Genomic DNA, 22,393 nt, shown 5'->3' with positions numbered 1-22,393 from the left:
CCGGTCGGAGGGAACACGATGACGAAACGGTGGCTGACGCTGGGTGCTCTGGCCCTCGCGGTCGCGACAGGTGCGCTGTCCGCCTCGGCGGCGTCCGCGACCGATCCGCTCACCCTCGACTCCGGCTACGTCACCGACCAGGCCGACGTGCTCTCCCCCGCCGAGGAGGACCAGGTCGAGGCGCGCCTGCAGGAGCTCACGGACAACTCCTCCGCCGACCTGTTCGTCGTCCTCGTCGACGACTTCACCGACCCGAGCGACAGCGTCGCGTGGGCCGACCAGGTCGCGAACGACAATCGGCTCGGCCCTGATCAGTACCTGCTCGCGATCGCCGTGGAGGGCCGCAGCCTGTACATCTCCGCCGACTCCTCCGGGCCGTTGAGCGACGGGCGGATCGCCGCCATCGAAGACGCGATCGCGCCCCTCGCCGGCAGCGGCGACTGGACCGGCGCGATCACCCTGGCCGCCGACGAGATCCAGGGGGACGGCGGTGCCGGAGCGCTCCGCGTCACGCTGATCGTCGTCGGGGTCGCCGTCGCGGCCCTCCTCGTCTGGCTCATCGTCGCTCTGGTCCGACGCGCACGCCGCACCGCGGCGATCCGCGAGCGGGGCGCGATGCCGGAGACCCCCGATCCCGCCGATCCGTTCTCGACTCTCACCGATGCCCAGGTCGAGCAGCAGGCCGGCACCGCGCTCGTGCGCGCGGACGACGCCATCACCTCCAGCCGGGAGGAGTTGGGGTTCGCCGTGGCGCAGTACGGCGAGGGCGCGACCGCGGAGTTCGCCCGCGCCATCGACGAGGCGAAGACGAAGATCGCCGAAGCGTTCGACCTCCGGCAGAAGCTCGACGACGAGATCGAGGACTCCATCCACGACCGACGCGCGTGGCACATCCGCATCATCCGGCTCGCCGACGAGATCGACGACATCCTCGACGACAACACCGAGGCCTTCGACGAGCTGCGCCAGCTCGAGCAGAACGCACCGCAGGAGCTGGAGCGGGTGCGGCGCGAACGCGCCGATCTGACGCCGCTCCTCGCCTCGGCTGCTCCCTCCCTCGCCGCTCTCGCCGCGACCTACGAGCAGGGCGCCCTGAGCACCGTGACGGACAACCCGGCGCAGGCCCAGGAGCGCGCGGCCCTGGCCGATCGGGCGATCGACGCCGCGGCCCAGGCCCTCGCGAACGGGCGCACCGGTGAAGCGGCCTTCGCGATCCGCACAGCCGAGCAGGCGGTGGCCCAGGCCACGCAGCTGGTCCACGCGATCACCGCGCTCGGAACCGAACTGACCGGCATCGAGGCGCAGGCACAGGCCCTCGTCGCCGAGCTCCAGGGCGATGTGACGGCGGCCTCGCAGCTGCCCGACCCGACCGGTGCCCTGGCGAGCGCGACCCACACGGTGACCGCGCAGCTGCAGACGGCACAGGCCGATCTCGTCGCCAGGCCACGCAACCCGCAGCGGGCCCTCGACGCCCTCACGGCCGCGAACGCGCAGATCGACGGCGCGATCGCCCTCGGACACGAAGCCGTGGAGCGGGCCCGACGGGCCCAACAGCTCCTGGAGCAGACGCTCTCGCAGGCGGCCTCCGAGATCCGGGCTGCCCGGGAGTTCATCGAGACGCGCCGCGGCACCGTGGGCTCCACCGCCCGAACGCGCCTCGCAGCCGCCGATACCGCCTTGACGCAGGCCCTCACCCTGCGCGCGTCGGATGTCGAGAACGCCCTGGCCGAGGCCCGGCGCGCCCTCGATCTCGCACGCCAGGCCACGTCCGCCGCGGAGGCCGATCTGCGTGCCTACAGCCCCGGCGGCTACCAGGACGACGGCTGGGGCGGCCTCTTCGGCGGCTCCGGGTCCCGCTCCGGCGGCTCCGGCATCGGCGGCGACATCCTGGGCGGGATCATCGGCGGTCTCCTCGCCGGCGGCGGAGGCGGCGGGTCCTCCCGCCGGAGCAGCAGCTGGCGCTCCTCCGGCGGCTTCCGCAGCTCCGGCTTCGGCGGTGGCGGATCCCGCGGGGGCGGCGGACGCGGACGCTCCGGAGGTCGACGCTTCTGATCCCCCGCACAGACACATACGCAAAGCTCTCGAAGACGCCCCTCTGAAAGGAACCCCGCATGACCAAGCAGTCCATCTTCGGACGGATCTCCACCCTCGTCCGCGCGAACATCAACGCCCTCCTGGATTCTGCGGAGGACCCGCAGAAGATGCTCGACCAGCTCGTCCGCGACTACACCAACAGCATCGCCGACGCCGAGTCCGCCATCGCGGAGACCATCGGCAACCTGCGGCTGCTGGAGCGCGACCACGAGGAAGACGTGCAGGCGGCCAACGAGTGGGGCAACAAGGCCCTCGCCGCCAGCCGCAAGGCCGACGAGATGCGCGGTGCGGGCAACACCGCCGACGCCGACAAGTTCGACAACCTCGCGAAGATCGCCCTGCAGCGCCAGATCAGCGCCGAGCGCGAGGCGACCAGCGCCGAACCGCAGATCGCCGCCCAGACCGAGATCGTCGACAAGCTCAAGAGCGGCCTGAACGGCATGAAGGACAAGCTCAACGAGCTGAAGAACAAGCGCAGCGAGCTGCTCGCCCGCGCCAAGGTCGCCGAGGCGCAGACCAAGGTGCAGGACGCGGTCAGTTCCATCAACGTGCTCGACCCCACCAGCGAGCTCGGCCGGTTCGAAGACAAGGTCCGCCGCCAGGAGGCTCTCGCCCAGGGCAAGGCGGAGCTGGCCGCGTCGAGCCTCGACGCGCAGTTCGAGAGCCTCGAGGACCTCGGTGAGCTGACCGAGGTCGAGGCGCGCCTGGCCGAGCTGAAGGCCGGCGGCAGCGCGCCGCGCCAGGCACTCGAAGGCAACTGACACCGACGCGGATGCCCGGGTGCACGCCCGGGCATCCGCGGTTCCGTCTCCGGGAGGTCTCCCATGGTGCGTTTCCTGGTCGTGCCGCAGTGGCAGGGTTCGCCCGCCGCGCGCGCGATGCTCCTCGTCGACGGCGCGTCGGCCATCGCCGGCGATCTGCCGCGTGCGGCGACGACGACCCTCGACGTTCCGGTCGAGGCCGGTGAGGCACTGGGCACGGGTGTCCGGCGGCTCAGCGCCCTCGCCCGCACGAGGGAGCTGGTCGCCGGGTATCTCGACGCAGGGACCGTGCTGATCGGCGGCGACTGCAGCATCACCGTCGCCGCCCTCGATGCGCTCCCCGGCGGCACCGATGATCTCGCCGTGGTCTGGTGCGATGCGCACGCCGATCTCCATACCCCAGAGACGTCGCCGTCCGGGGCCTTCTCCGGCATGGCGCTCCGGGCCGTCCTCGGCGAGGGAGAGCCGCAGGTCGCCCTCTCCCCCGGCATCCCCCGGGACCGGGTGGTCACCGTCGGCGTGCGGAACGTGGACGACGCCGAGAGCGAGGAGTGGGACCGCCTCCGGAACCTCGGCGTGACGGATCTGGACGACCCGGACGCCCTCGCCGAAGCCGTGCAGGCCACCGGGGCCGCACGCGTCTGGGTGCACATCGACGTCGATGTGCTCGATCCGGCGTCCTTCTCCGGCGTCTCCTCAGCGGTGCCGTTCGGCGTCACCCCGGCCGCGCTCAGCACCGCGATCCGTCAGCTCCGCGCTCGTGTACCGCTCACCGGGGCGACGATCGCCGGCTTCGCCCCGCGCACGCCCGCCGACGCGGTGGACGACCTCGGGGCGATCCTGCGCCTCGTCGGAGCGGTCGCATGAGCCCGACGCCGGGGTGGGAGGCGGTCGCAGCGGAACGGCTCGCCCGCGGGCGCCGCCTCGATTGTCGCATCCCGTCGTTCCTGCTGCGTTCACCGATCAGCCGCCTGGGCTACGTCTGGGGCACCGCTGTCGGCTGGGTCTGGGGGACGCTGTGGAGTACCGGACCGATCGAGCGGCGTGCGGGACTCTGGGTCTTCCGCGGTCTGCCGCGATGGGCCTTCCACCGCGGCGGGGTCTGCGTGGGCGGGTGCTTCCTCACCGGAGACGATCGACCAACGGATGCCGTCCTGCGCCACGAGGCCGTGCACAAACAGCAGTGGTTGCGCTACGGCTTCCTGATGCCGGTCCTGTACTTCCTCGCCGGGCGGGATCCGTTGCGGAACCGCTTCGAGATCGAAGCAGGACTCGAGGACGGCAACTACGTGCGCCGCACCCGCTGATCTCAGCCCGTGACGGGCAGGAGGCCGAACCGCTCGGGCACGCGGATGCGCGTCGCCGCGACACCCAGGGTGTCCGTCAGGTGCTCGACGATGTCGGCGGTGCCGAGGTAGCCGCCGAGCAGCGTGACGTGGGTCTCGACCTCGTCATCGCACAGCATCTCATCGGCCCAGGCGCACGTCGCCCTGGCGAGAGCCTGGCCCGGCGCGCAGGAACGGCCACTGCCCGGAGCGCCGGAGCGAGCCGAGCGCGCGAGCCACGTCACCGTCATGCGGGCCGGCGCGTGGACGACACCGATGTCGGAGGCGTCCGGCACCTCGACGAAGATGCGGCCGGACGCGCAGAGCGGCAGGGTCGCGAGGAACGCCTCGAGATCGAGCAGGGAGTGCTCGTCGGCGGTGACCAGGTGATGTGCGCGACGACGCGCCGCGCGGCGAGCCGCACGCGTGCCTCGGGTGTCGAGCGTGGTGTCCATGGTGATCCCATCGTACACCAAGCGAAGGCTTGCCTAACCTTCCGTCGGGGCATTCGTCGGTGTCGACTCGACGAGGGCGTCCTGCAGGGCGACGAGCTCTTCGTCGGTCATCCCGTTGGCGCGCAGGTACCCCGCCGCCGACCCCCACCGCTCGTCCACCTGCGCGAGCAGGCGACGCATCACCTCGGCCGGAGAGCGGGTGGCGAGATCCACCGCGTGCACCGCCTCCGGATGCTGCGTGCGAAGGTAGGCGGCGATGCGGCGCGACCGCTCCGCCGGGAGCTGCGACTCGGTCAGGGCGTAGTCCGCGATCACGGCTTCACGATCCGCCCCGACCGCGGACAGCGCCAAGGCGACGGTGACCCCGGTGCGATCCTTGCCCACCGTGCAGTGGACGAGGGTCGGCTTCCCCGCCGCGATCACGCGCACGGCGGCGACGAGGCGCTCCCCGCTCTCCTCCAGCAGGTGCAGATACAGGTCGTCGAGGCTCGTGTCGGACTCGAAGAACGAGCGCACGGACCCGAGGAAGAGCGGGAGGTGAGTCGTCTCCGGCCCTTCGATCTCGCTCGGCTCCGCCGCGACCTCCTCGCCGTCACGGAGATCCACGATGTGCCGGACGGCCGATCGCAGGAGCGCGGCCCCGTTCGTCGTCGCGGTGGACAGCTGCCCGGAGCGCAGCAGCACCCCGGTGCGGATGCGACCGCTCTCCGTGGGGATGCCGCCGACGTCGCGGACGTTCGACACGCCTTCGACGTCGAGGATCGTCATGCGCCCGCCTGCGCGCCGCGGGGCGGGACCGGGTAGCGCCCGGCGATGACGATCCGGTTGAAGGCGTTGATCGACACGCACGCCCAGCTCAGCGCGGCATACTCCTTCTCGGTGAACACGCTGCCCACCAGGTCGTACACCTCATCCGAGATGCCGTCCTCCGCGATGAACGTGAAGGCCTCGGCGAGCTCCAGCGCCGCACGCTCCCGATCGCTGAACACGCCGCTCTCCCGCCAGACGGCGATCTGGCTGATCGTGTCGGCGTCCAGCCCCGCCGCCACCGCGCGGTCCACGTGCACCCGCGTGCAATAGCTGCACCCGTTGAGCTGGGAGCAGTGGATCATGACGATCTCCTTCAGGCGATCGTCGATGCCGTTCGCGGCGCAGATGCCGCCGACGGTCTTGGAGAAGGCGTCGAGCGCCTGGTAGGCCGCGGGCTCCGTCTTGGACAGGTGGACGCGCTGTTCGCTCATGCCTCCATGATATTCGTCGGACGAGACGCACGGCCCCCGGCGCGCGCCAGGCCCGAAATGCAGAAAGACAAGTCAGAACGAGATTTATGCCACAGAACGCCAAGCCTGAACCGGTACATGACTGTCACATTGATCCGACATTTCCGGCTCGCGTCCCCCGGGGCGCAGAATAGCGGCGTGGCGATCGACACCAGCGAGTTCTCCTATCTTCCCGCACAGGCCGAAGCGATCGGCGTCCCCCTCCCGACGGTGGAGCGCCTGACTCTCCCCCTGCCGGGCGGCCGCTCCGTGAGCGCGCTGCGCTTCGGGACGGAGACGCCGCGAGTCACCCTCCTGCATGGCGCGGGCTTGAACGCGCACACATGGGACACGACCGCATTGGCGCTCGGACAGCCGCTCCTCGCGATCGACCTCGCCGGGCACGGCGACTCCGCCTGGCGTGAGGACCGCGACTACTCCCCCCGTACGCTGGCCGCCGACGTGATCGCGGCGTTGGACGCGTGGACGACGCAGCCGCAGGTCCTCGTCGGACAGTCGCTCGGCGGTCTCACGGGTGCCGCTGTGGCGGCGACCCGCCCCGAGCTGGTGGCCGCGCTGATCATCGTGGACATCACGCCCGGGATCGACGTATCCGCCGGTCCCGCCGCCCTCCGCGAGTTCTACGCCGGGCCCACCGACTTCGCCACCCGGGACGAGCTCGTCGACAAGGCGATGGCCCTCGGCTTCGGGGGCACCCGCGCCGAGACCGAGCGCGGCGTCTTCCTCAACACACGGGTCCGCGACGACGGCCGCATCGAGTGGAAGCACCACTTCGCGCATCTGGCCGCCACCGCCCTCGCCGCCCACGACCCCGGACCCGCGACGGCCCCGTCCGCGCTCCACGAGACCGGATGGGACGACCTGGCGGCCGTCACCGCACCCGTGACCCTCGTCCGCGCCGCTCGCGGCTTCGTCAGCGCCTCCGATGCCGAGACGTTCCAGCAGCGGCTCCCCCACGCCCGAATCGTGGTGATGGAGGCCACCCACAACGTGCAGGAGACCGCCCCCCGCGAGCTCGCGGCGCTCGTCGCCTCCACCGCGGCAGCCGGAATATGACGTTCCGTTCCACGACCGCCCCGCACACTCCCGCCCGACCCTAGGCTCGTCCCACCGGCACACAGCACCTGCCGCACCGAGAGGAAACACCCATGTTCCGACGTCATCGACGCCTCGCGCTGATCTCCGGGCTCGCGGCCACCGCCGTGATCCTCAGCGCCTGCTCCGGCTCCGCCGCGCCCGACCCATCCGCCGGTGGAGGCGAGCCCGACCCCGACGCCACCCTGCACGTCGGTCTCGTGCTGGAGCCCACGAACCTGGACATCCGGCACACCAGCGGCGCCGCCCTCGAACAGGTGCTCATCGACAACATCTACGAGGGCCTCGTGAGCCGCACCCAGGACAACGAGATCGTCGAGCGCCTCGCGTCGGACTACGAGGTGTCCGAGGACGGCCTCACCTACACCTTCACGCTGAACGACGGCATCACCTTCCACGACGGCTCCGCTCTCACGTCCGCTGATGTCGTCGCGTCGTACGAGACCGTGCGCGCCGACGCCACCGTGCAGGGCAACGCCGAGTTCGCCTCCGTAGCCTCGATCTCGGCTCCGGACGCGACGACCGTCCAGATCGTGCTGTCGGAGCCGAACCAGAACTTCCTCTTCGCGCTCACCGGTCCGGCCGGCCTCGTCTTCAAGAAGGGCGACACCACCGACCTGAAGACCGCGGAGAACGGCACCGGTCCGTTCACCCTCACGCGCTGGAACAAGGGCAGCACGATCACCTTCGCCCGCAACGACGCCTACTGGGGCGAACCGGCCGGCGTCGCCGAGGTCGAGTTCCAGTACATCCCCGACTTCACGGCCGGAGTGAACGCGGCCCTCGCCGGCGACGTGGACGTGCTCACCGCCGTCGACCCCAACCTGGCTCCGCAGCTCGAGGACTCCGGGGACTTCACGCTCACGACGGGCCGCACGACCGACAAGGCCACGCTCGCCTTCAACAACAAGAAGGCGCCGCTGGACGACGTCAGGGTCCGCGAGGCCCTGCGCCTCGCGATCGACCATGAGGCGCTCATCGAGGCCGTCGGCGCGGGGACGCCGATGTACGGTCCGATCCCCGAGCTCGACCCCGGCTACGAGGACCTGTCCGACGTCATCTCCTACGACCCCGAGCGGGCCAAGGAGCTGCTCGCCGAGGCGGGCCAGGAAGACCTCGACCTCACCCTGACGATCCCGTCGTTCTACGGGACGACGGTGCCGAAGGTCCTCATCTCGGACTTCGACAAGGTCGGTGTGAACCTCGAGGTCGACTCCGTGGAGTTCCCGACCTGGTTGGAGGACGTCTACACCAACAAGGACTACGACCTCAGCTTCGTGCTGCACGTCGAGCCGCGGGACTTCGGCAACTTCGCCAACCCGGACTACTACTTCGGCTATGACAACGCCGAGGTGCAGGACCTCTACTCGCAGGCGCTGGCCGAAGTCGACCCCGATGCCTCCGCGAAGCTCCTCGCGGAGGCCGCCCGGATCGTCTCCGAGGACCACGCGGCGGACTGGCTCTACAACGGTCAGACGATCACCGCCGTGAGCCCGGTCGTCAGCGGCTTCCCGGAGGACTCGATCAACTCGCGCATCGATCTCGCGGGTGTGACCGTCTCCGCTGCCGGCTGACCACGGTCGACGCTCCGTGCTGCGTTACGCGCTCGTCCGAGGAGCCCTGCTGATCGCAGGGCTCCTCGTGTCGAGCGCGCTCATCTTCCTCACCCTCCGCGTCTTCCCCGGGGACGTCGCGCAGCTGATCGCCGGCACCCAGGCCTCGCCCGCCGAGGTCGACGCGCTGCGGGAGTCGCTGGGCCTGAACCGGCCGCTGCTCGCGCAGTACACGGACTGGATCGGCGGCATCTTCCGTGGCGACCTCGGAACCTCGATGCTGTCGGGTGCCTCCGTCGGCGAGGAACTGCTCCTGAAGGCGCAGGTGACGGTCCCGCTCGGGATCATGTCCCTCGTGATCGCCGTGCTCATCGCCGTGCCGTTCGGGATCATCGCCGCCCTGCGCCGCGGACATCGGGACGGGACCGCGCTCAGCGTGGGCGCCCAGGCCCTCGCGGCCGTGCCGGTCGTCTGGGCGGGCATGATGCTGATCGTCGTCTTCTCGGTCTGGCTCGGCTGGCTGCCGCCCCAGGGCTTCCCCCGCACCGGCTGGTCCACACCCGGCCGGGCGATCGAGGCGCTGCTGCTGCCCGCGCTCACGATCGGCATCGTCGAGGGTGCCATGCTCATGCGCTTCGTCCGCAGCGCCACCCTGCAGGCGGCCGGACAGGACTTCGTCCGGACCGCCGCCGCCAAGGGACTGACCAAGACACGCGCCCTCGTCCAGCACGGCATCCCCGCCGTGGGGCTCTCGATCATCACCGTGCTCGGTCTCCAGGTCGCCGGCATCATCGTCGGCTCGGTGGTGATCGAACAGCTGTTCACCCTCCCCGGCATCGGACGGATGCTCGTGGCCGACGTCGGCACGCGAGACCTCATCAAGGTGCAGAGCGAACTCCTGGTCCTCACCGGGTTCGTGCTCGTCGTCGGCTTCGTCGTCGACCTTCTGCACCGGGCGATCGACCCCCGACAGCGGGAGGCCGCATGAGTGCGCACTGGTTCCCCCGGTTCTGGCAGACCTCGACCGGGCGGTTCGGGCTGATCGTCGTCGCCGTCATCGCCCTCACCGCCGCCGTGTCGCTGTTCTGGACGCCTTTCGACCCGCGGGCCTCGGACATCGGTGACCGCTGGCTGCCGCCCGGGTGGCCCCACCTGCTGGGAACGGATGACACCGGGCGCGACATCCTCAGCCTGCTCATGGCCGGCGCGCGGACCACCGTCTTCGTCAGCGTCGGCGCAGGACTCGTGGCGACCCTCGTCGGTATCGCCCTCGCCGCCCTGGGCGCGCTGACCACGCGACTCATCCGGGAGACGGTGGCCGTGCTCGTCGACATCCTCATCGCCTTCCCGGTGCTGCTGATCGCGATGATGATCTCGTCGGTCTGGGGCGGTTCGCTCTGGGTCGTGATCTGGGCGGTGGGGATCGGCTTCGGCGTGAACATCGCCCGCGTCACCCGTCCGGAACTGCGCCGCGTGCAGCAGAGCGACTTCCTGCTCGCCGCGCGCGCCTCCGGGCTCACCCCCGCGCAGAGCCTCGTGAGGCACCTCCTGCCCAACGTCGCCCCCGTCTTCATCGTGCAGCTGTCCTGGTCGATGGCCGTGGCCGTGCTCGCCGAGGCCGGCCTGTCGTACCTGGGATTCGGCGCCTCGGTGGTCGAGCCCAGCTGGGGGCTGCTGCTCGCGGACCTGCAGCGCTACATCGGCGTGCATCCCCTGTCCGTGATCTGGCCCGGGCTCACCATCACCCTCACCGTCCTCGCCCTCAACCTGCTGGGCGACGGACTGCGGGAGGCCACCGATCCCACCCTGCGGCATCGCGCCGCCGAGACGCACACACCGGCGGTGGTCGCATGAGCCTGACAGTGGAGGATCTCGTCATCGAGATCGACGGACGACGTGTCGTCGACGGGGTCTCGTTCGAGGTCCCCGACGGCACCCGTCTCGGCGTGATCGGCGAGTCGGGTTCCGGCAAGTCCCTCACCGCCCTCGCAGTGCTCGGGCTGCTGCCCGACGGCGCGAACGCTCGCGGGAGCATCCGGTGGAACGGCATCGAGCTGATCGGGATGCCCGACCGCGACCTCGCGCGTCTCCGAGGCGACGAGCTCGGCATCGTGTTCCAGGAGCCGCGGACGGCACTCAACCCGATCCGCACCGTGGGCCGCCAGATCGCGGAGTCGATCCGGATCCACGAGGGCATCGGGCGGCGCGAGGCGAGGGACCGGGCGATCGCCGAAGCCGCCCGCGTCCGGCTCCCCGATCCCGAGACCATCGTCGATCGGTACCCGCATCAGCTCTCCGGCGGGCAGCGACAGCGGGTCGCGATCGCCATGGCCCTCGCCTGCCGGCCGCGGCTGCTGATCGCCGATGAGCCCACGACGGCCCTCGACGTCACGATCCAGGCCGAGATCCTCTCCCTTCTGCTCGGTCTCGTCGCCGAGGAGGGCATGTCGCTGCTGTTCATCACGCACGACCTCGCGGTGCTCTCCCAGGTCGCCACCGCCGGCGTGGTGCTCGAACACGGGCACGTGGTCGAGAGCGCCCCGGTGTCGCGCCTGCTGAGCGCACCGTCCTCGCCGGTCACGCAGGGGCTGCTGCGGGATGCGACCGCGACGCTCTGGCGTCCCGAGGGAGGAAAGGCATGAGCCTCATCGAGGCCCGTGGGCTGCGTCGTGACCACGTGGTGCCGAAGCGCACGGCGTTCGAGCGGACCCGCCGGCAGACGGCGTTGGAGCCGACCGACCTCGACATCGCCGAGGGTTCCTCCGTCGGGATCATCGGCGAGTCCGGTTCGGGCAAATCGACCCTCGTGCGGCTCCTGCTCGGTCTCGACCACCCGACGGCCGGGACGGTGAGAGTGGACGGCCGGGTCGTGGATGCCCGAGCGTCCGCGCGTTCACTGCACTGGCTCCGCCGGCAGACCGGACTCGTCTTCCAGGACCCCTACGCCTCTCTCGATCCGCGCATGACCGCCGGCCAGATCGTGCGCGAGCCGCTGTGGGCCCTCGGCATCGACGGAGACCATCGGGCGCGGGTGGGCGAAATGCTCGCCCGCGTGGGACTCGACCCTGAGATGGGCGACCGGTACCCGCACGAGTTCTCGGGTGGGCAGCGGCAGCGGATCGCCCTGGCCCGCGCGCTCGTGCATCGCCCCCGGATCCTCGTGGGTGACGAGCCGCTGTCGGCGCTGGACGTGACGGTGCGGGCGCAGATCCTCGAGCTCCTCGCGGAGCTGCGGGTCACGGAGGAGCTCACGCTGCTGCTCGTGTCGCATGACATCGGCGTGGTGCAGAACCTCTGCGACACGGTCCTCGTGATGAAGGACGGCCGCATCGTCGAGCGCGGTCCCACCCGCGAGGTGCTCCTGCACCCCGAAGCGGACTACACCCGCACGCTCCTCGCCGCGATCCCCGTCATCCCCGACGCCTGACCGCAGACCCACCCCCTTACGGCCACTCCGGCCCGTTACGGGCGCTCGCAACGGGCCGGGAGACACGAAAAGGGGTGGGTCGCGGGGTCAGCGCGGGAAGAGCGAACGACGACGGGGGCGTGAGGGGCGCAGGACGCGGCGCAGGTAGACCGTGCCGAGGTCGCGACCGAACTTGTGGCCGACGCGACCCATGCGTCCCGCCTCCACGAAGCCGAGCTTCTCGTGCAGCCGGATCGACGCCTCGGCGCCCTGATCGCTGATGACAGCGACCATCTCGCGGAGCCCGCGCTGCTCGCACGCCTCGATCAGCGCCTGCAGCAAAGCCGACCCGAGCCCCTTGCCAGCCGCGCCGGGACCGAGGTAGATGGAGTCCTCGACCGTGTACCGGTAGGCGTTCTTGCCCGCCCACGGCTGCGCGAGCGCATAGCCGAGGACGGAGCCGGACGGCGAGACGGCCACGAGGAAGGGCAGCCCGAGCCGCTCCAGCAGCGCGAACTTGTCCCGCCAGTACGGGATGCTGCTGCGGCGCTCGTCCAGGGTGACGGCGGAGTTGCTGACGAAGTGGTTGTAGATCTCACGGACGTGCGGCAGGTCAGCGGCGCGAGCAGGACGGATCGCATACGAGAAGGTGTCCGGCGCGGAGGCCGGGCGCAGATGGCGCGGCAGAACACGACGGCGGTCCCCCGGCTCGAACTGCATGCGCTCAGCTTAGGGAGGCGGACGCCTCGCCCTCCACCCGCCAATCCACGGGACCGCTGCCGAGACCCTCGAGCAGCGCGTTCGCACGGGAGAAGGGGCGGGAGCCGAAGAAGCCGCGACGCGCCGAGAGAGGGGACGGATGCGCGGAGGCGATCACGGGGGTGTCGCCGAGGAGAGGCTGGAGGTTCGCCGCGTCGCGCCCCCAGAGGATCGCGACGAGCGGCTGATCCCGGGCCACGAGGGTGCGGATCGCGAGCTCCGTCACCTGCTCCCATCCCCAGCCCCGGTGGGAGCCCGCCGCGCCGGGGCGCACCGTCAGCACCCGGTTCAGCAGCAGCACACCCTGATCACTCCACGCGGTGAGGTCGCCGTGCGGCGCGGGAGGCAGACCGAGATCGGACTCCCGCTCCTTGTAGATGTTCGTCAGGCTCCGCGGCAGCGGTCGCACGTCGCGGTCCACGGCGAACGACAAGCCGATCGGGTGTCCGGAGGTCGGATACGGATCCTGTCCCGTGATGAGCACCCGGACGTCGGCGAGCGGACGCTGGAACGCCCGCAGCACCTGCGGGCCGGCGGGGAGATAGCCGTGGCCGGCCGCCTGCTCGGCACGGAGCCGATCGCCGAGCGCCGTCAGGGTGTCCTGCGCCGGGGCCAGTGCCTCCGCCCAGCCCGCATCGATCAGCCCCTCCTCCGCAAGCTGGGCGAGGGTGCGCCCTCCGGTCACTCGACCGGGCGCACGCGCAGGGGGCCGCGCGCGAGCAGGTGCTGTGCCGACTGGGCGACGGGCCGCATCGTGATGAGGTCGAGGTTCACGTGGGCGGGCGCATCCAGGGCGTAGGCGATGACGTCCGCGACGTCCTCGGCGAGGAGCGGCGCCTCGACACCGGAGTACACGGCTTCCGCCGCCACCGCGTCGCCACCGAGGCGGTTCAGGGTGAACTCCTCGGTGTGCACCATGCCGGGGGCGATCTCCGCCACCCGCAGGGGCTCGCCGTTCAGCTCCTGACGCAATGCCCGCACGAGCATCGCCTCCGCGGCCTTCGCGGCGTTGTAGCCGGCACCACCCGGGTACGCGTTCTGGGCGGCCGTCGAGGTCACGAAGAGCAGATCGGCGTGGCCGTCCGCGTCCGCCGTCCGACGCAGCAGCGGCAGCAGTCCCGCCACGAGGCGCTGCGTCGCGAGCACGTTCGCCTCGTACATCCACTGCCAGTCGGCGACGGAGGCGCTCTCGACACGATCCGTGCCCCGTGCGCCGCCGGCGACCTGGACGAGCGCATGCACGGGGCCGGTCCGCTCGAGCTCGCCGATCAGCGCCTCCACCGCCACGTCATCCGTCAGATCGCAGGCGATGGTCGATGCCCCGGTCTCGGCGGAGAGGGCGGCGAGACGGTCCGCACGGCGGGCGACGCCGACGACGTCCCACCCCCGCGACCGCAGCGCCCGCACGGTCGCCTGCCCGATCCCGGAACTCGCACCTGTCACCACTGCACGTCTGTTCGCCATGTCCTCCACCGTACGATGTCCGCGCCGGTTCCGCCCGTTCGGGCACGCGGCACCGTGTTACGTCACATTTCCCGATCGTTGTTGACACCGCGCGATATTCCGTACTCTCGCTGCAAGGGCACCAGCCCATCCGACCTTCCGACCGTTCCAGGGGGAACACATGTCCGCACCCGAGACCTGGCGTTTCGAGACCAAGCAGATCCACTCGGGCGCCGCCCCCGACCCCGTCACCAAGGCCAGGGCGACGCCGATCTACCAGACCACGTCCTACGTGTTCGACAGCGCCGACCACGCCGCGAACCTCTTCGCCCTCGCCGAGTTCGGGAACATCTACACCCGCATCCAGAACCCGACCCAGGACGTCCTGGAGCAGCGCCTCGCCGCGCTCGAAGGGGGCACCGGCGCCCTCGTCCTCTCCAGCGGCCAGGCCGCCTCGACCTTCGCGATCCTCAACATCGCCCAGGCCGGCGACCACTTCGTCGCGTCGAGCTCGATCTACGGCGGCACCTACAACCTCTTCAAGTACACGCTCGCCAAGCTCGGCATCGAGGTCACCTTCGTCGAGAACCAGGACGACCCGGAGGAGTGGCGCCGTGCCGTCCGCCCGAACACCAAGCTGTTCTTCGCGGAGACGATCGGCAACCCGCAGATCAACGTGCTCGACATCCGCACTGTCGCCGACATCGCGCACGAGAGCGGTGTCCCGCTGATCGTCGACAACACGATCGCCACCCCCTACCTCATCCGTCCGTTCGAGCACGGCGCCGACATCGTCGTCCACTCGATAACGAAGTTCCTCGGCGGCCACGGCACCACCATCGGTGGCGTCGTGATCGACGGCGGCTCGTTCGCGTGGTCGGAGAACGTCGAGAAGTTCCCCGGTCTCACCGAGCCGGACCCCTCCTACCACGGCGCCAGCTACACGGCGGCGGTCGGCGACCCGCTCGCGTACATCATCAAGGCCCGTGTGCAGCTGCTCCGCGACCTCGGCTCGGCCATCGCCCCGCAGAGCGCGTGGAACCTCATCCAGGGTGTCGAGACGCTGTCGCTGCGCATCGAGCGCCACGTGCAGAACGCGCAGGAGATCGCCGAGTGGCTGGACAGCCGTGACGACGTCGCGGCGGTCAACTACTCCGGCCTGCCGTCCTCGCCCTGGTACGCCAAGGCGAACGAGTACGCCCCGAAGGGTGTCGGCGCGGTGCTGTCGTTCGAGCTCAAGGGCGGGGTCGAGGCCGGACGCGAGTTCGTCAACAGCCTCTCCCTGTTCAGCCACCTCGCCAACATCGGCGATGTGCGCTCGCTCGTCATCCACCCCGCGTCCACGACCCACGCGCAGCTCACCCCGGAGCAGCAGCTGACGGCGGGGGTCACCCCCGGTCTCGTGCGTCTGTCGGTGGGACTCGAGAACATCGAGGACCTCAAGGCCGACCTGGACCAGGCGCTCGCCGCCGCGCGTGCCGTCTCGGAGGCCGCCCGCGCCTGAGCACACACCTCCGCGAAGGCCCCGGACCGCACGGTCCGGGGCCTTCGTCGTCTCCGGGGTCGTAACCTGCGGGCCGAGACCGACCGGCCAGGCGAGAATGGAGACATGGACTGGCAGACGACCTCCGAGGACACGGTGCCGTCGGCACCGGTGACGGAGGCCGACGTCCGGCTGCTCCGTGCCCGCCCGCCCGCCACGGGCGCCTGGCGGGACGGCGACCCCGTCGGCGGCCGCCGGTTCGCCGCGTTCGGCGCCTTCGACACGGAGAGCGGAGCCCGGCTCCCCGGCATCCGCCTCGCGTACGAGAGCTGGGGCGAGCTGAACGCCGCACGGGACAACGCCGTGCTCGTGCTGCACGCCCTCACCGGCGACAGCCACCTGCGCGGTGAGGCCGGCGCCGGTCACCCGACGGCGGGCTGGTGGGAGGACGTCGTGGGCCCCGGTGCGCCGCTCGACACCGACGAGTGGTTCGTCATCGCGCCGAACATGCTCGGCGGGTGCCAGGGATCGACCGGCCCCGCGAGCATCGCCCCCGACGGCTACGAATGGGCGTCCCGTTTTCCCTACCTCACGATCCGCGACCAGGTCGCAGCGCAGGTGCGTCTGGCCGACGCGCTCGGCATCGACAGCTGGGCGGCGGTGATCGGCGGCTCGATGGGCGGCATGCACGCGTTGGAGTGGGCCGTGTCGCAGCCGGAGCGGGTGCAGCGTCTCGCCGTGCTCTCCTCGCCGCCGGTGACCACCGCCGACCAGATCGCGCTCAACACCGTGCAGCTCGAGACCATCCGCATGGACCCGCGCTTCCAGGGTGGCGAGTACTACGACCTCGCGGACGGCGACGGCCCGCACCGCGGCTTGGCTCTCGCCCGTCGCATGGCGCTGTTGAACTACCGCAGCCCGATCGAGCTCAACCAGCGGTTCCAGCGCTCCTGGCAGTCGGACGTCTCCCCGCTCGGCCACGGCGGACGTTTCGCCGTGGAGTCGTACCTCGACTTCCACGGGAACAAGTTCACGCGCCGCTTCGACGCCAACAGCTACATCACCCTCGTCGAGGCGATGAACTCGCACGACGTCGGCCGCGGTCGGGGCGGTGTCGAGGAGGCTCTGACGGCAGTGACGGCGACGACGCTCGTTCTCGGCATCGACAGCGATCGCCTGTTCCCGGTGGACGGTCAGCAGCGGATCGCCCGGAGCATCACGAACGTGCTCGACGGCGAGGCCGTGGTGCTCACGAGCGACTTCGGCCACGATGGGTTCCTCATCGAGACCGACGCCGTCGGCACCCACCTGCGGCGACTCCTCGAGGCCTGACTGCCCTCAGACCGGCTCGAACCGCCACGGCAGAGTGTGGGCGTGCAGCGTCCCCTGTGCCCAGCCGAACACGCGGCCCCCGTCGCGCACCTGCGTCTGGAACAACTCGACCGCGCCGCCGGATGCGAGCGCGGCGTCGACATCGGCGAAGGCGGACAGGCGGTGCAGCGTGAGCCAGGTCGGCGGGAACAGCCGCCACTCCCCCGCAGCGTGACGGGCGAGAGCCTCGGCCGGGGTCGTCCACGCGAGTTCGACGACCTCATCGGCCGCCGGCGAGGCCTCTGCATCCGGCGCGAGGGCGAGGAAGAACCAGGTGCGGATCCGCACGGGCGCCTCCGCAGGCGGCTGCCACTCCGACAGCGGCACCAGGTCGTCGACGACGAGTCCGACCTCCTCCGCGGTCTCTCTGGCGGCGGCACGGTGCGCGTCCTCGACGTCCGAGGCGCCCGCCTGACGGTCCCCCGGCTCGACCTTCCCGCCGGGGAACACCCAGGCGTCTGCGAAGGAGCCTCGCGACGGACGGCGCAGCAGCAGCACCTCGAAACCCCCGGGGCTCGAGCGCAGCAGGACGACGGTTCCGGCAAGCGGCAGGTCGGCGTCGGCGGTGGTCACCCGGTCACTCTACGATGCGAGCACGGGTGTCGGCACGACGCGTCCCGCCTCCACCCGATACGACACCAGCGCGATGAGGAGCCCGGCCACCGCGAGCACGACCCCGGTCCAGGCGGGTGCGGTGAAGCCCCAGCCGATCGCGATGACGATGCCGCCGAGGAAGGCGCCCAGACTGTTGCCGATGTTCAGGGCGGAGTGGTTCATGGCCGCCGCGATCGACTGGTTGTCGCCGGCCACATCCATCAACCGAGTCTGGATCGTCGGGCTGAGCACGGAGGAGACGAAACCGACGAGGACCACCACGAGGCTCAGGGTCACGATCCAGAACGAGAGCACGGCGAGGAGAGCGAACACGACGGCCATCGCGGCGAGGCCCAGCAGCAGCGTCCGGCGGAGGTCGATGTCGGCCAGATGACCGCCGACGAGGTTCCCGCCCGTCATGCCGAGCCCCATGAGCACGAGCACGATCGGCACGACCCAGTCCGGCGACCCGGCGACCTCCGTCACGAGCGGGGCGATGTAGCTGTAGACGGCGAAGAAACCGCCGAAGCCGATGGCCCCGACGCCGAGCGTGAACCACACCTGCCCGATGCGGAACACCCCGAGCTCGGCCCGCATCGTGCGGCCCGGGTCGCCCGGATGCGCCGGGACGAACAGCGCGATGCAGACGGTCGCGAGCGCGAAGACGAGGGCGACGACGGCGAACGCCGCGCGCCAGCCCCACTCCTGACCGAGGTACGTGCCCAGGGGCACGCCGACGACATTGGCCACCGTGAGTCCGGTGAGGATGAACGCGACGCCCTTCGCCCGGTTCCCCGGCCCCATCACGTCCGCCGCCACGAGCGCGCCGATGCCGAAGTAGGCCCCGTGCGGGAGCCCGGCGAGGAAACGCGACACCCCGACGAGTTCGAACGTCGGCAGCACCACGGTGAGCGCGTTGAACACCGTCAACGCCAGCGCGAGGACGATCATCACCCGATGCCGCGGATAGCGGGCGACGAAGCCGGCGATGGTCGGGGCGCCGATGACCACGCCGAGTGCGTACAGCGAGATAAGCCAGCCGGCCTGGCTCAGCGCCTCCTCCTGGCTCGACGCCCAGACGGACGGGAGGAGATCGGCGGCGATGTTCGGCAGCAGGCCCATGACCACGAACTCGGTCATGCCGATGCCGAAACTGCCGATGGCGAGGGAGAGGAGCGCCCACTTCGCCGCACCCCTCGAGGATGCCGAGGGATTCACCGGTTCACCTTAGCGGTCGTCGGACTCCTCGATCGCCGCCTCCAGACGCTCGACCTTGGCGTCGAGCTCTCCCGTGTAGCCGGGACGGATGTCGGCCTTGAGGACGAGCGACACCCGGGAGCCGAACGGCAGCACCGCCTCCGTCGCCCGCTTGACCACGTCCATGACGGTGTCCCAGTCCGGACCCTCGATCTCGGTGAACATGCTCGTCGTGCGGTGCGGGAGGCCCGACGCACGGACGACGCGGACAGCCGCCGCGACCGCGTCGTGCACGGAGGCATCGGTGCGCTCGGCACCGTCGGCGGGCGCGCCACTGGGGGCGACGGAGAAGGCGATCAGCATGGGTTCACTCCGGGGTTCGGGGACGGTGGACGACGGGGACCTTCGCGAGCGCGACCGCGCTCACGACGGCGAGGACGACGAGCAGCACATTCCGCATCGTGAGCAGCAGCACGGGCGCGGTCTCGGCGCGGAGCAGCCCGTCATAGCTCAGGGGGTACACGAGGCACGTGAGGAGGCAGAGGGCGAGGACGAGCGCGGCGACGGTCTGCGCGCGGCGGCGGTCCAGGACGAGCCACAGGATCACGGGCGCGAGCAGCCACGTCTGGAACTGTGGGGAGCCGACTTTGTTCAGCGTGATGAGCACGGTGACCAGCAGGAGCGCCAGCGGCGGAAAGAGACGCGCGAACGAGGCCCCGCGGGCGGCCTTCGTCACCCCGGCGACCGTGACGAGGACGACGGCGAGCGCCATGAGCGGGGTGAGCACGCCCCCCACCGCGTCCGCGCCCGGCGCGACGATCTGGAACGTCAGGATCTCGTAGCTGTACTCGATGCGGGCGGCCCCCGTCACGGCCATCCAGAGGAACGGCGTCGCGCCGACCGCCTCGATTTGCAGTCCCCGGCCGGTCTGCGCGGTGAGGAAGCCGAGGATCTCGGTGTCGGCGCCGAGCAGCAGGAGCACCACCACCACACCGGCGGTGACCGCCGCCGCGGCCACGAGCATCCGCAGGCGCGCTCTCCCGGTCACGACCGCCGCCAGGAGGAGCGCGCCGGGCCAGATCTTGATCCAGGCGCCGATGGTCAGCAGTGCCGCGGCGATGGTCGGGCGCGTGATCAGCCAGAGCCCCGCGACGACGGCGAGAGGCACGGTGACGGCGTCGATGCGGTACAGCGCGATGGGTCCGAGAAGCAGCAGCGCCGCGCACCAGAACCATGCGGCGGTGCGCCGCGCCCGCACATGTCCGCGCCCGACGAGCACGGCGAAGGCGACGGCGTCGAGCACCGTGACCAGCAGCGCCCACCCGATGAGGTACGCACCGGAGGCGCCGAGCAGCGGGAGGAACGGGGCGGCGAGCACGGCCGCGAGCATCATCGGCAGGAGCGCGACCTGCGGATACACCCAGGGCTCCGTGACGCCCACGATCTCGCCGCCGCTCCAGGCCGCCGACGCCCAGGGCTCGTAGACCAGCACGACATCGCCCATGGGCTGGCTCGGGTACACCCAGCCGAGCCACGCGGTCAGGATGTGTGCGAGGAGGAACGCGATCCAGAGCGCGAGGACGCTCCTCCGGGCGGTGGTCCTCACGACAGCAGGTCCGCGACCGCGCGAGGCAACGCCTCCGCGACGTCGAGCGCGACGATCGGATGGCCGCTCGCGCTCCCGGTCGCCGCGGCGGCGAGACGGGCGGCATGCCCGTGCAGCCAGACGGCCGCCGCGGCGGACTCGATGAGCGGGCTGTCCGGATTCGCAGCGATCACGGCGGCGACGATCCCGGCCAGCACGTCCCCCGTCCCGGCCGTCGCGAGCCAGCCGGTCCCCGCTTCGACGGCGATGAGCGTGCCGTCGGGCGCGGCGAGCACGGTGCGGGCACCCTTGCGCAGCACCACGCCGTCGATCGCGGCGGACACCTCCCGGATGTCTGCGAAGCCGTCCGACGCCCCGTCGATGCCGACCCGCTCCCGCAGCCGCGCGAACTCCCGGCCGTGCGGCGTGGCGACGAACGGGGCATGGGCGCCCGGCGCCAGATCGAGCGCACCGGCGTCGATCACCACGGGGACGTCGCCGTCGACGATCTCCCGCAACGCCTGCGCCTCCGCCGCGCTCCGGTCGTCCGGGTCGGTCCCGGAGCCGACCACCCAGGCGCCGATCCGCGTGCGTCCGGCGTCCGGCCCCCCGACGGTCTCCGGGCGTCGGGCCAGCACCGCCGCCACCGCCGACGGCGCGCCCACGTAGCGGACGAATCCGGCGCCGGCCCGCCAGGCCGCTTCGACGCCCAGCACCGCGGCGCCGGGGTAGGCGGCCGATCCGGTGCGCACGCCGACGACGCCCCGCGAGTATTTGTCGTCCTCGGCGGTCGGAGCGCGGAAGAACCGCGCCGCGTCCCTGCGGGACCACTCGCGCACGTCGCTCATGACTCCACGTTAGCCCGACGGCCCTCTCCCGTCCGCGCCGGCGGTACCGTCGAACGGTGAGTCTTCTCTTCTCCCCGCTGACCATCCGCTCCACCACATTCCGCAACCGCCTCTGGGTCTCCCCCATGTGCATGTACAGCGCCGTCGACGGCGTCGCGCAGGAGTGGCACCACACCCACCTCGCGCAGTTCGCCTCGGGTGGTGCCGGGCTCATCGTGGCCGAGGCCACGGCCGTCGTGCCCGAGGGACGTATCTCTCCCCGCGACCTCGGCCTCTGGGACGACGCGCAGCGCGACGCCCTGTCCCCGATCGTCCGGGCGATCCACGACCGCGGGGCGACCGCCGGCATCCAGCTCGCGCACGCCGGACGGAAGGCCTCCACCTGGTGGCCGTGGGCCGACGAACGCGGCACCGTCCCGGCCGCGGCAGGCGGCTGGACGACCACCGCACCCTCGGCGGTGGCCTATGAGGGGTTCGCCGCCCCGGTCGCGCTGGACGCGGCGGGCATCGACCGCGTGGTCGACGGATTCGCCGCGGCGACCCGGCGGGCGCTCGAGGCCGGCTTCGACGTCATCGAGATCCACGGCGCCCACGGCTACCTCCTCCACCAGTTCCTGTCGCCGCTGTCGAATCTCCGCGAGGACGAGTACGGCGGCTCCCTGGAGAACCGGGCGCGGCTGCTGCTGCGCGTCGTGGACGCGGTGCGCGAGGCGGCCGGCGAGGGCGTGCCGGTGTTCGTCCGGATCTCCGCGACCGATCACGCCGAGGGCGGGTTCACGCCCGAGGAGGCGGCTGAGGTCGGCACCTGGGCGACCGCGCGCGGCGCTGACCTCATCGATGTCTCCAGCGGCGGGCTCGTCGCCCACCAGCGCATCAGCGTCTCCCCCGGCTATCAGGTTCCCCTGGCCGAGACCGTCCGCCAGGGCGGACGGATCCCGGTGTCGGCCGTGGGCCTCATCACCGCCGCCGCGCAGGCCGAGCAGGTGCTCGTCGACGGGGCGGCCGATGCGATCTTCGCCGGACGGGAGTGGCTGCGCGACCCGCACTTCGCGCTCCGCGCCGCGCACGAGCTGGGCGACGAGGTCGCCTGGCCGCCGCAGTACGAGCGGGCACACTGGCGCTGACACCCACGACGAAGGCCGCC

The 22,393-nt window shown here is 71.3% G+C and carries 24 protein-coding genes; 13 read left to right on the top strand and 11 right to left on the bottom strand.

The window, feature by feature from the left end; all coding sequences use genetic code 11:
- The first annotated feature begins 18 nt into the window (after positions 1–18).
- The 4 genes from KAF39_RS10315 (at position 19) to KAF39_RS10300 (ending at position 4,162) form a co-directional block, all read left to right on the top strand.
- Complete coding sequence (locus KAF39_RS10315) at positions 19–2,052, top strand: TPM domain-containing protein (RefSeq protein WP_210677170.1); 2,034 nt, start codon at positions 19–21, stop codon at positions 2,050–2,052.
- Positions 2,053–2,111: 59 nt separating this feature from the next.
- Positions 2,112–2,855, top strand: coding sequence for a PspA/IM30 family protein (locus KAF39_RS10310; RefSeq protein ID WP_071328326.1), 744 nt, complete (start codon positions 2,112–2,114; stop codon positions 2,853–2,855).
- A gap of 63 nt (positions 2,856–2,918) precedes the next feature.
- A complete protein-coding gene (locus KAF39_RS10305; RefSeq protein WP_210677169.1) occupies positions 2,919–3,722 on the top strand; it encodes an arginase family protein in 804 nt (267 codons plus the stop codon).
- On the top strand, positions 3,719–4,162 hold the full coding sequence (locus KAF39_RS10300; protein WP_210677168.1) for a Fe-S oxidoreductase: 444 nt from the start codon (positions 3,719–3,721) through the stop codon (positions 4,160–4,162). The genes KAF39_RS10305 and KAF39_RS10300 overlap by 4 nt, the downstream gene beginning before the upstream one ends.
- A gap of 2 nt (positions 4,163–4,164) precedes the next feature.
- On the opposite strand, the gene KAF39_RS10295 is transcribed toward KAF39_RS10300, so the two are convergent.
- The 3 genes from KAF39_RS10295 to KAF39_RS10285 are packed head-to-tail and all read right to left on the bottom strand — an operon-like array spanning position 4,165 to position 5,876.
- Positions 4,165–4,635 carry an SIP domain-containing protein gene (locus KAF39_RS10295; RefSeq protein ID WP_210677167.1) on the bottom strand — a complete coding sequence of 157 codons (471 nt, stop codon included), beginning with the start codon at positions 4,633–4,635 and terminating at the stop codon, positions 4,165–4,167.
- 33 nt (positions 4,636–4,668) lie between these two features.
- On the bottom strand, positions 4,669–5,403 hold the full coding sequence (locus KAF39_RS10290) for a tyrosine-protein phosphatase (RefSeq protein WP_210677166.1): 735 nt from the start codon (positions 5,401–5,403) through the stop codon (positions 4,669–4,671).
- Positions 5,400–5,876, bottom strand: coding sequence for a carboxymuconolactone decarboxylase family protein (locus KAF39_RS10285; RefSeq protein ID WP_210677165.1), 477 nt, complete (start codon positions 5,874–5,876; stop codon positions 5,400–5,402). The genes KAF39_RS10290 and KAF39_RS10285 overlap by 4 nt, the downstream gene beginning before the upstream one ends.
- Positions 5,877–6,053: 177 nt before the next feature.
- Here KAF39_RS10285 and KAF39_RS10280 point away from each other — a divergent pair, with 177 nt between their 5' ends.
- The 6 genes from KAF39_RS10280 to KAF39_RS10255 all read left to right on the top strand — a co-directional run bounded on the left by KAF39_RS10280 (position 6,054) and on the right by KAF39_RS10255 (position 11,990).
- Positions 6,054–6,971, top strand: a complete 918-nt coding sequence (locus KAF39_RS10280) for an alpha/beta hydrolase (RefSeq protein WP_307805180.1) — start codon at positions 6,054–6,056, stop codon at positions 6,969–6,971.
- A gap of 92 nt (positions 6,972–7,063) precedes the next feature.
- Positions 7,064–8,584 (top strand): ABC transporter substrate-binding protein, encoded by a 1,521-nt coding sequence (locus KAF39_RS10275; protein WP_210677163.1) that lies wholly within the window; start codon positions 7,064–7,066, stop codon positions 8,582–8,584.
- A 16-nt stretch (positions 8,585–8,600) separates the two neighbouring features.
- Positions 8,601–9,551: an ABC transporter permease gene (locus KAF39_RS10270; RefSeq protein ID WP_210677162.1), complete on the top strand. Its 951-nt coding sequence runs from the start codon at positions 8,601–8,603 to the stop codon at positions 9,549–9,551.
- The gene (locus KAF39_RS10265) at positions 9,548–10,417 is read left to right on the top strand and encodes an ABC transporter permease (protein WP_210677161.1); all 870 of its coding nucleotides are present in this window, start codon (positions 9,548–9,550) and stop codon (positions 10,415–10,417) included. The genes KAF39_RS10270 and KAF39_RS10265 overlap by 4 nt, the downstream gene beginning before the upstream one ends.
- Positions 10,414–11,205, top strand: a complete 792-nt coding sequence (locus KAF39_RS10260; protein ID WP_210677160.1) for an ABC transporter ATP-binding protein — start codon at positions 10,414–10,416, stop codon at positions 11,203–11,205. Before KAF39_RS10265 ends, KAF39_RS10260 begins: the two co-directional genes overlap by 4 nt.
- Complete coding sequence (locus KAF39_RS10255) at positions 11,202–11,990, top strand: ABC transporter ATP-binding protein (protein WP_210677159.1); 789 nt, start codon at positions 11,202–11,204, stop codon at positions 11,988–11,990. Before KAF39_RS10260 ends, KAF39_RS10255 begins: the two co-directional genes overlap by 4 nt.
- A gap of 87 nt (positions 11,991–12,077) precedes the next feature.
- Here the strand turns inward: KAF39_RS10255 and KAF39_RS10250 are convergent, their stop codons facing one another.
- The 3 genes from KAF39_RS10250 to KAF39_RS10240 are packed head-to-tail and all read right to left on the bottom strand — an operon-like array spanning position 12,078 to position 14,192.
- Positions 12,078–12,689 carry a GNAT family N-acetyltransferase gene (locus tag KAF39_RS10250; RefSeq protein WP_210677158.1) on the bottom strand — a complete coding sequence of 204 codons (612 nt, stop codon included), beginning with the start codon at positions 12,687–12,689 and terminating at the stop codon, positions 12,078–12,080.
- Positions 12,690–12,693: 4 nt separating this feature from the next.
- Positions 12,694–13,413, bottom strand: a complete 720-nt coding sequence (locus KAF39_RS10245; RefSeq protein WP_210677157.1) for a uracil-DNA glycosylase — start codon at positions 13,411–13,413, stop codon at positions 12,694–12,696.
- A complete protein-coding gene (locus tag KAF39_RS10240) occupies positions 13,410–14,192 on the bottom strand; it encodes an SDR family oxidoreductase (protein WP_210677156.1) in 783 nt (260 codons plus the stop codon). The genes KAF39_RS10245 and KAF39_RS10240 overlap by 4 nt, the downstream gene beginning before the upstream one ends.
- A 160-nt stretch (positions 14,193–14,352) precedes the next feature.
- Between KAF39_RS10240 and KAF39_RS10235 the strand changes: the two genes are divergently transcribed.
- On the top strand, positions 14,353–15,675 hold the full coding sequence (locus tag KAF39_RS10235; RefSeq protein ID WP_071328312.1) for a bifunctional o-acetylhomoserine/o-acetylserine sulfhydrylase: 1,323 nt from the start codon (positions 14,353–14,355) through the stop codon (positions 15,673–15,675).
- Positions 15,676–15,780: 105 nt separating this feature from the next.
- Positions 15,781–16,986 carry a homoserine O-acetyltransferase gene (locus tag KAF39_RS10230; RefSeq protein ID WP_210677155.1) on the top strand — a complete coding sequence of 402 codons (1,206 nt, stop codon included), beginning with the start codon at positions 15,781–15,783 and terminating at the stop codon, positions 16,984–16,986.
- Positions 16,987–16,992: 6 nt separating this feature from the next.
- On the opposite strand, the gene KAF39_RS10225 is transcribed toward KAF39_RS10230, so the two are convergent.
- Genes KAF39_RS10225 through KAF39_RS10205 form a run of 5 tightly spaced genes read right to left on the bottom strand, consistent with a single transcriptional unit; the run spans position 16,993 to position 21,249 of the window.
- Positions 16,993–17,598 (bottom strand): NUDIX domain-containing protein, encoded by a 606-nt coding sequence (locus KAF39_RS10225; protein WP_210677154.1) that lies wholly within the window; start codon positions 17,596–17,598, stop codon positions 16,993–16,995.
- Between the two features lie 9 nt (positions 17,599–17,607).
- Positions 17,608–18,837 carry an MFS transporter gene (locus tag KAF39_RS10220; RefSeq protein WP_210677153.1) on the bottom strand — a complete coding sequence of 410 codons (1,230 nt, stop codon included), beginning with the start codon at positions 18,835–18,837 and terminating at the stop codon, positions 17,608–17,610.
- A 9-nt stretch (positions 18,838–18,846) separates the two neighbouring features.
- On the bottom strand, positions 18,847–19,179 hold the full coding sequence (locus KAF39_RS10215; RefSeq protein WP_210677152.1) for a thiamine-binding protein: 333 nt from the start codon (positions 19,177–19,179) through the stop codon (positions 18,847–18,849).
- 4 nt (positions 19,180–19,183) lie between these two features.
- Entirely contained in the window at positions 19,184–20,422 is a 1,239-nt protein-coding gene (locus tag KAF39_RS10210) for a glycosyltransferase 87 family protein (protein ID WP_210677151.1), read from the bottom strand.
- A complete protein-coding gene (locus tag KAF39_RS10205; RefSeq protein WP_210677150.1) occupies positions 20,419–21,249 on the bottom strand; it encodes an ADP/ATP-dependent (S)-NAD(P)H-hydrate dehydratase in 831 nt (276 codons plus the stop codon). Before KAF39_RS10205 ends, KAF39_RS10210 begins: the two co-directional genes overlap by 4 nt.
- 56 nt (positions 21,250–21,305) lie before the next feature.
- Here KAF39_RS10205 and KAF39_RS10200 point away from each other — a divergent pair, with 56 nt between their 5' ends.
- Complete coding sequence (locus KAF39_RS10200; RefSeq protein ID WP_210677149.1) at positions 21,306–22,373, top strand: NADH:flavin oxidoreductase/NADH oxidase; 1,068 nt, start codon at positions 21,306–21,308, stop codon at positions 22,371–22,373.
- The last annotated feature ends 20 nt before the right edge of the window (positions 22,374–22,393 follow it).

It is taken from the genome of Microbacterium sp. BLY, from assembly GCF_017939615.1.
Taxonomy (GTDB): Bacteria; Actinomycetota; Actinomycetes; order Actinomycetales; family Microbacteriaceae; genus Microbacterium.
The sequence above is the reverse complement of the archived record's forward strand: the minus strand, read 5'-3'. Positions and strand labels throughout refer to the sequence as shown.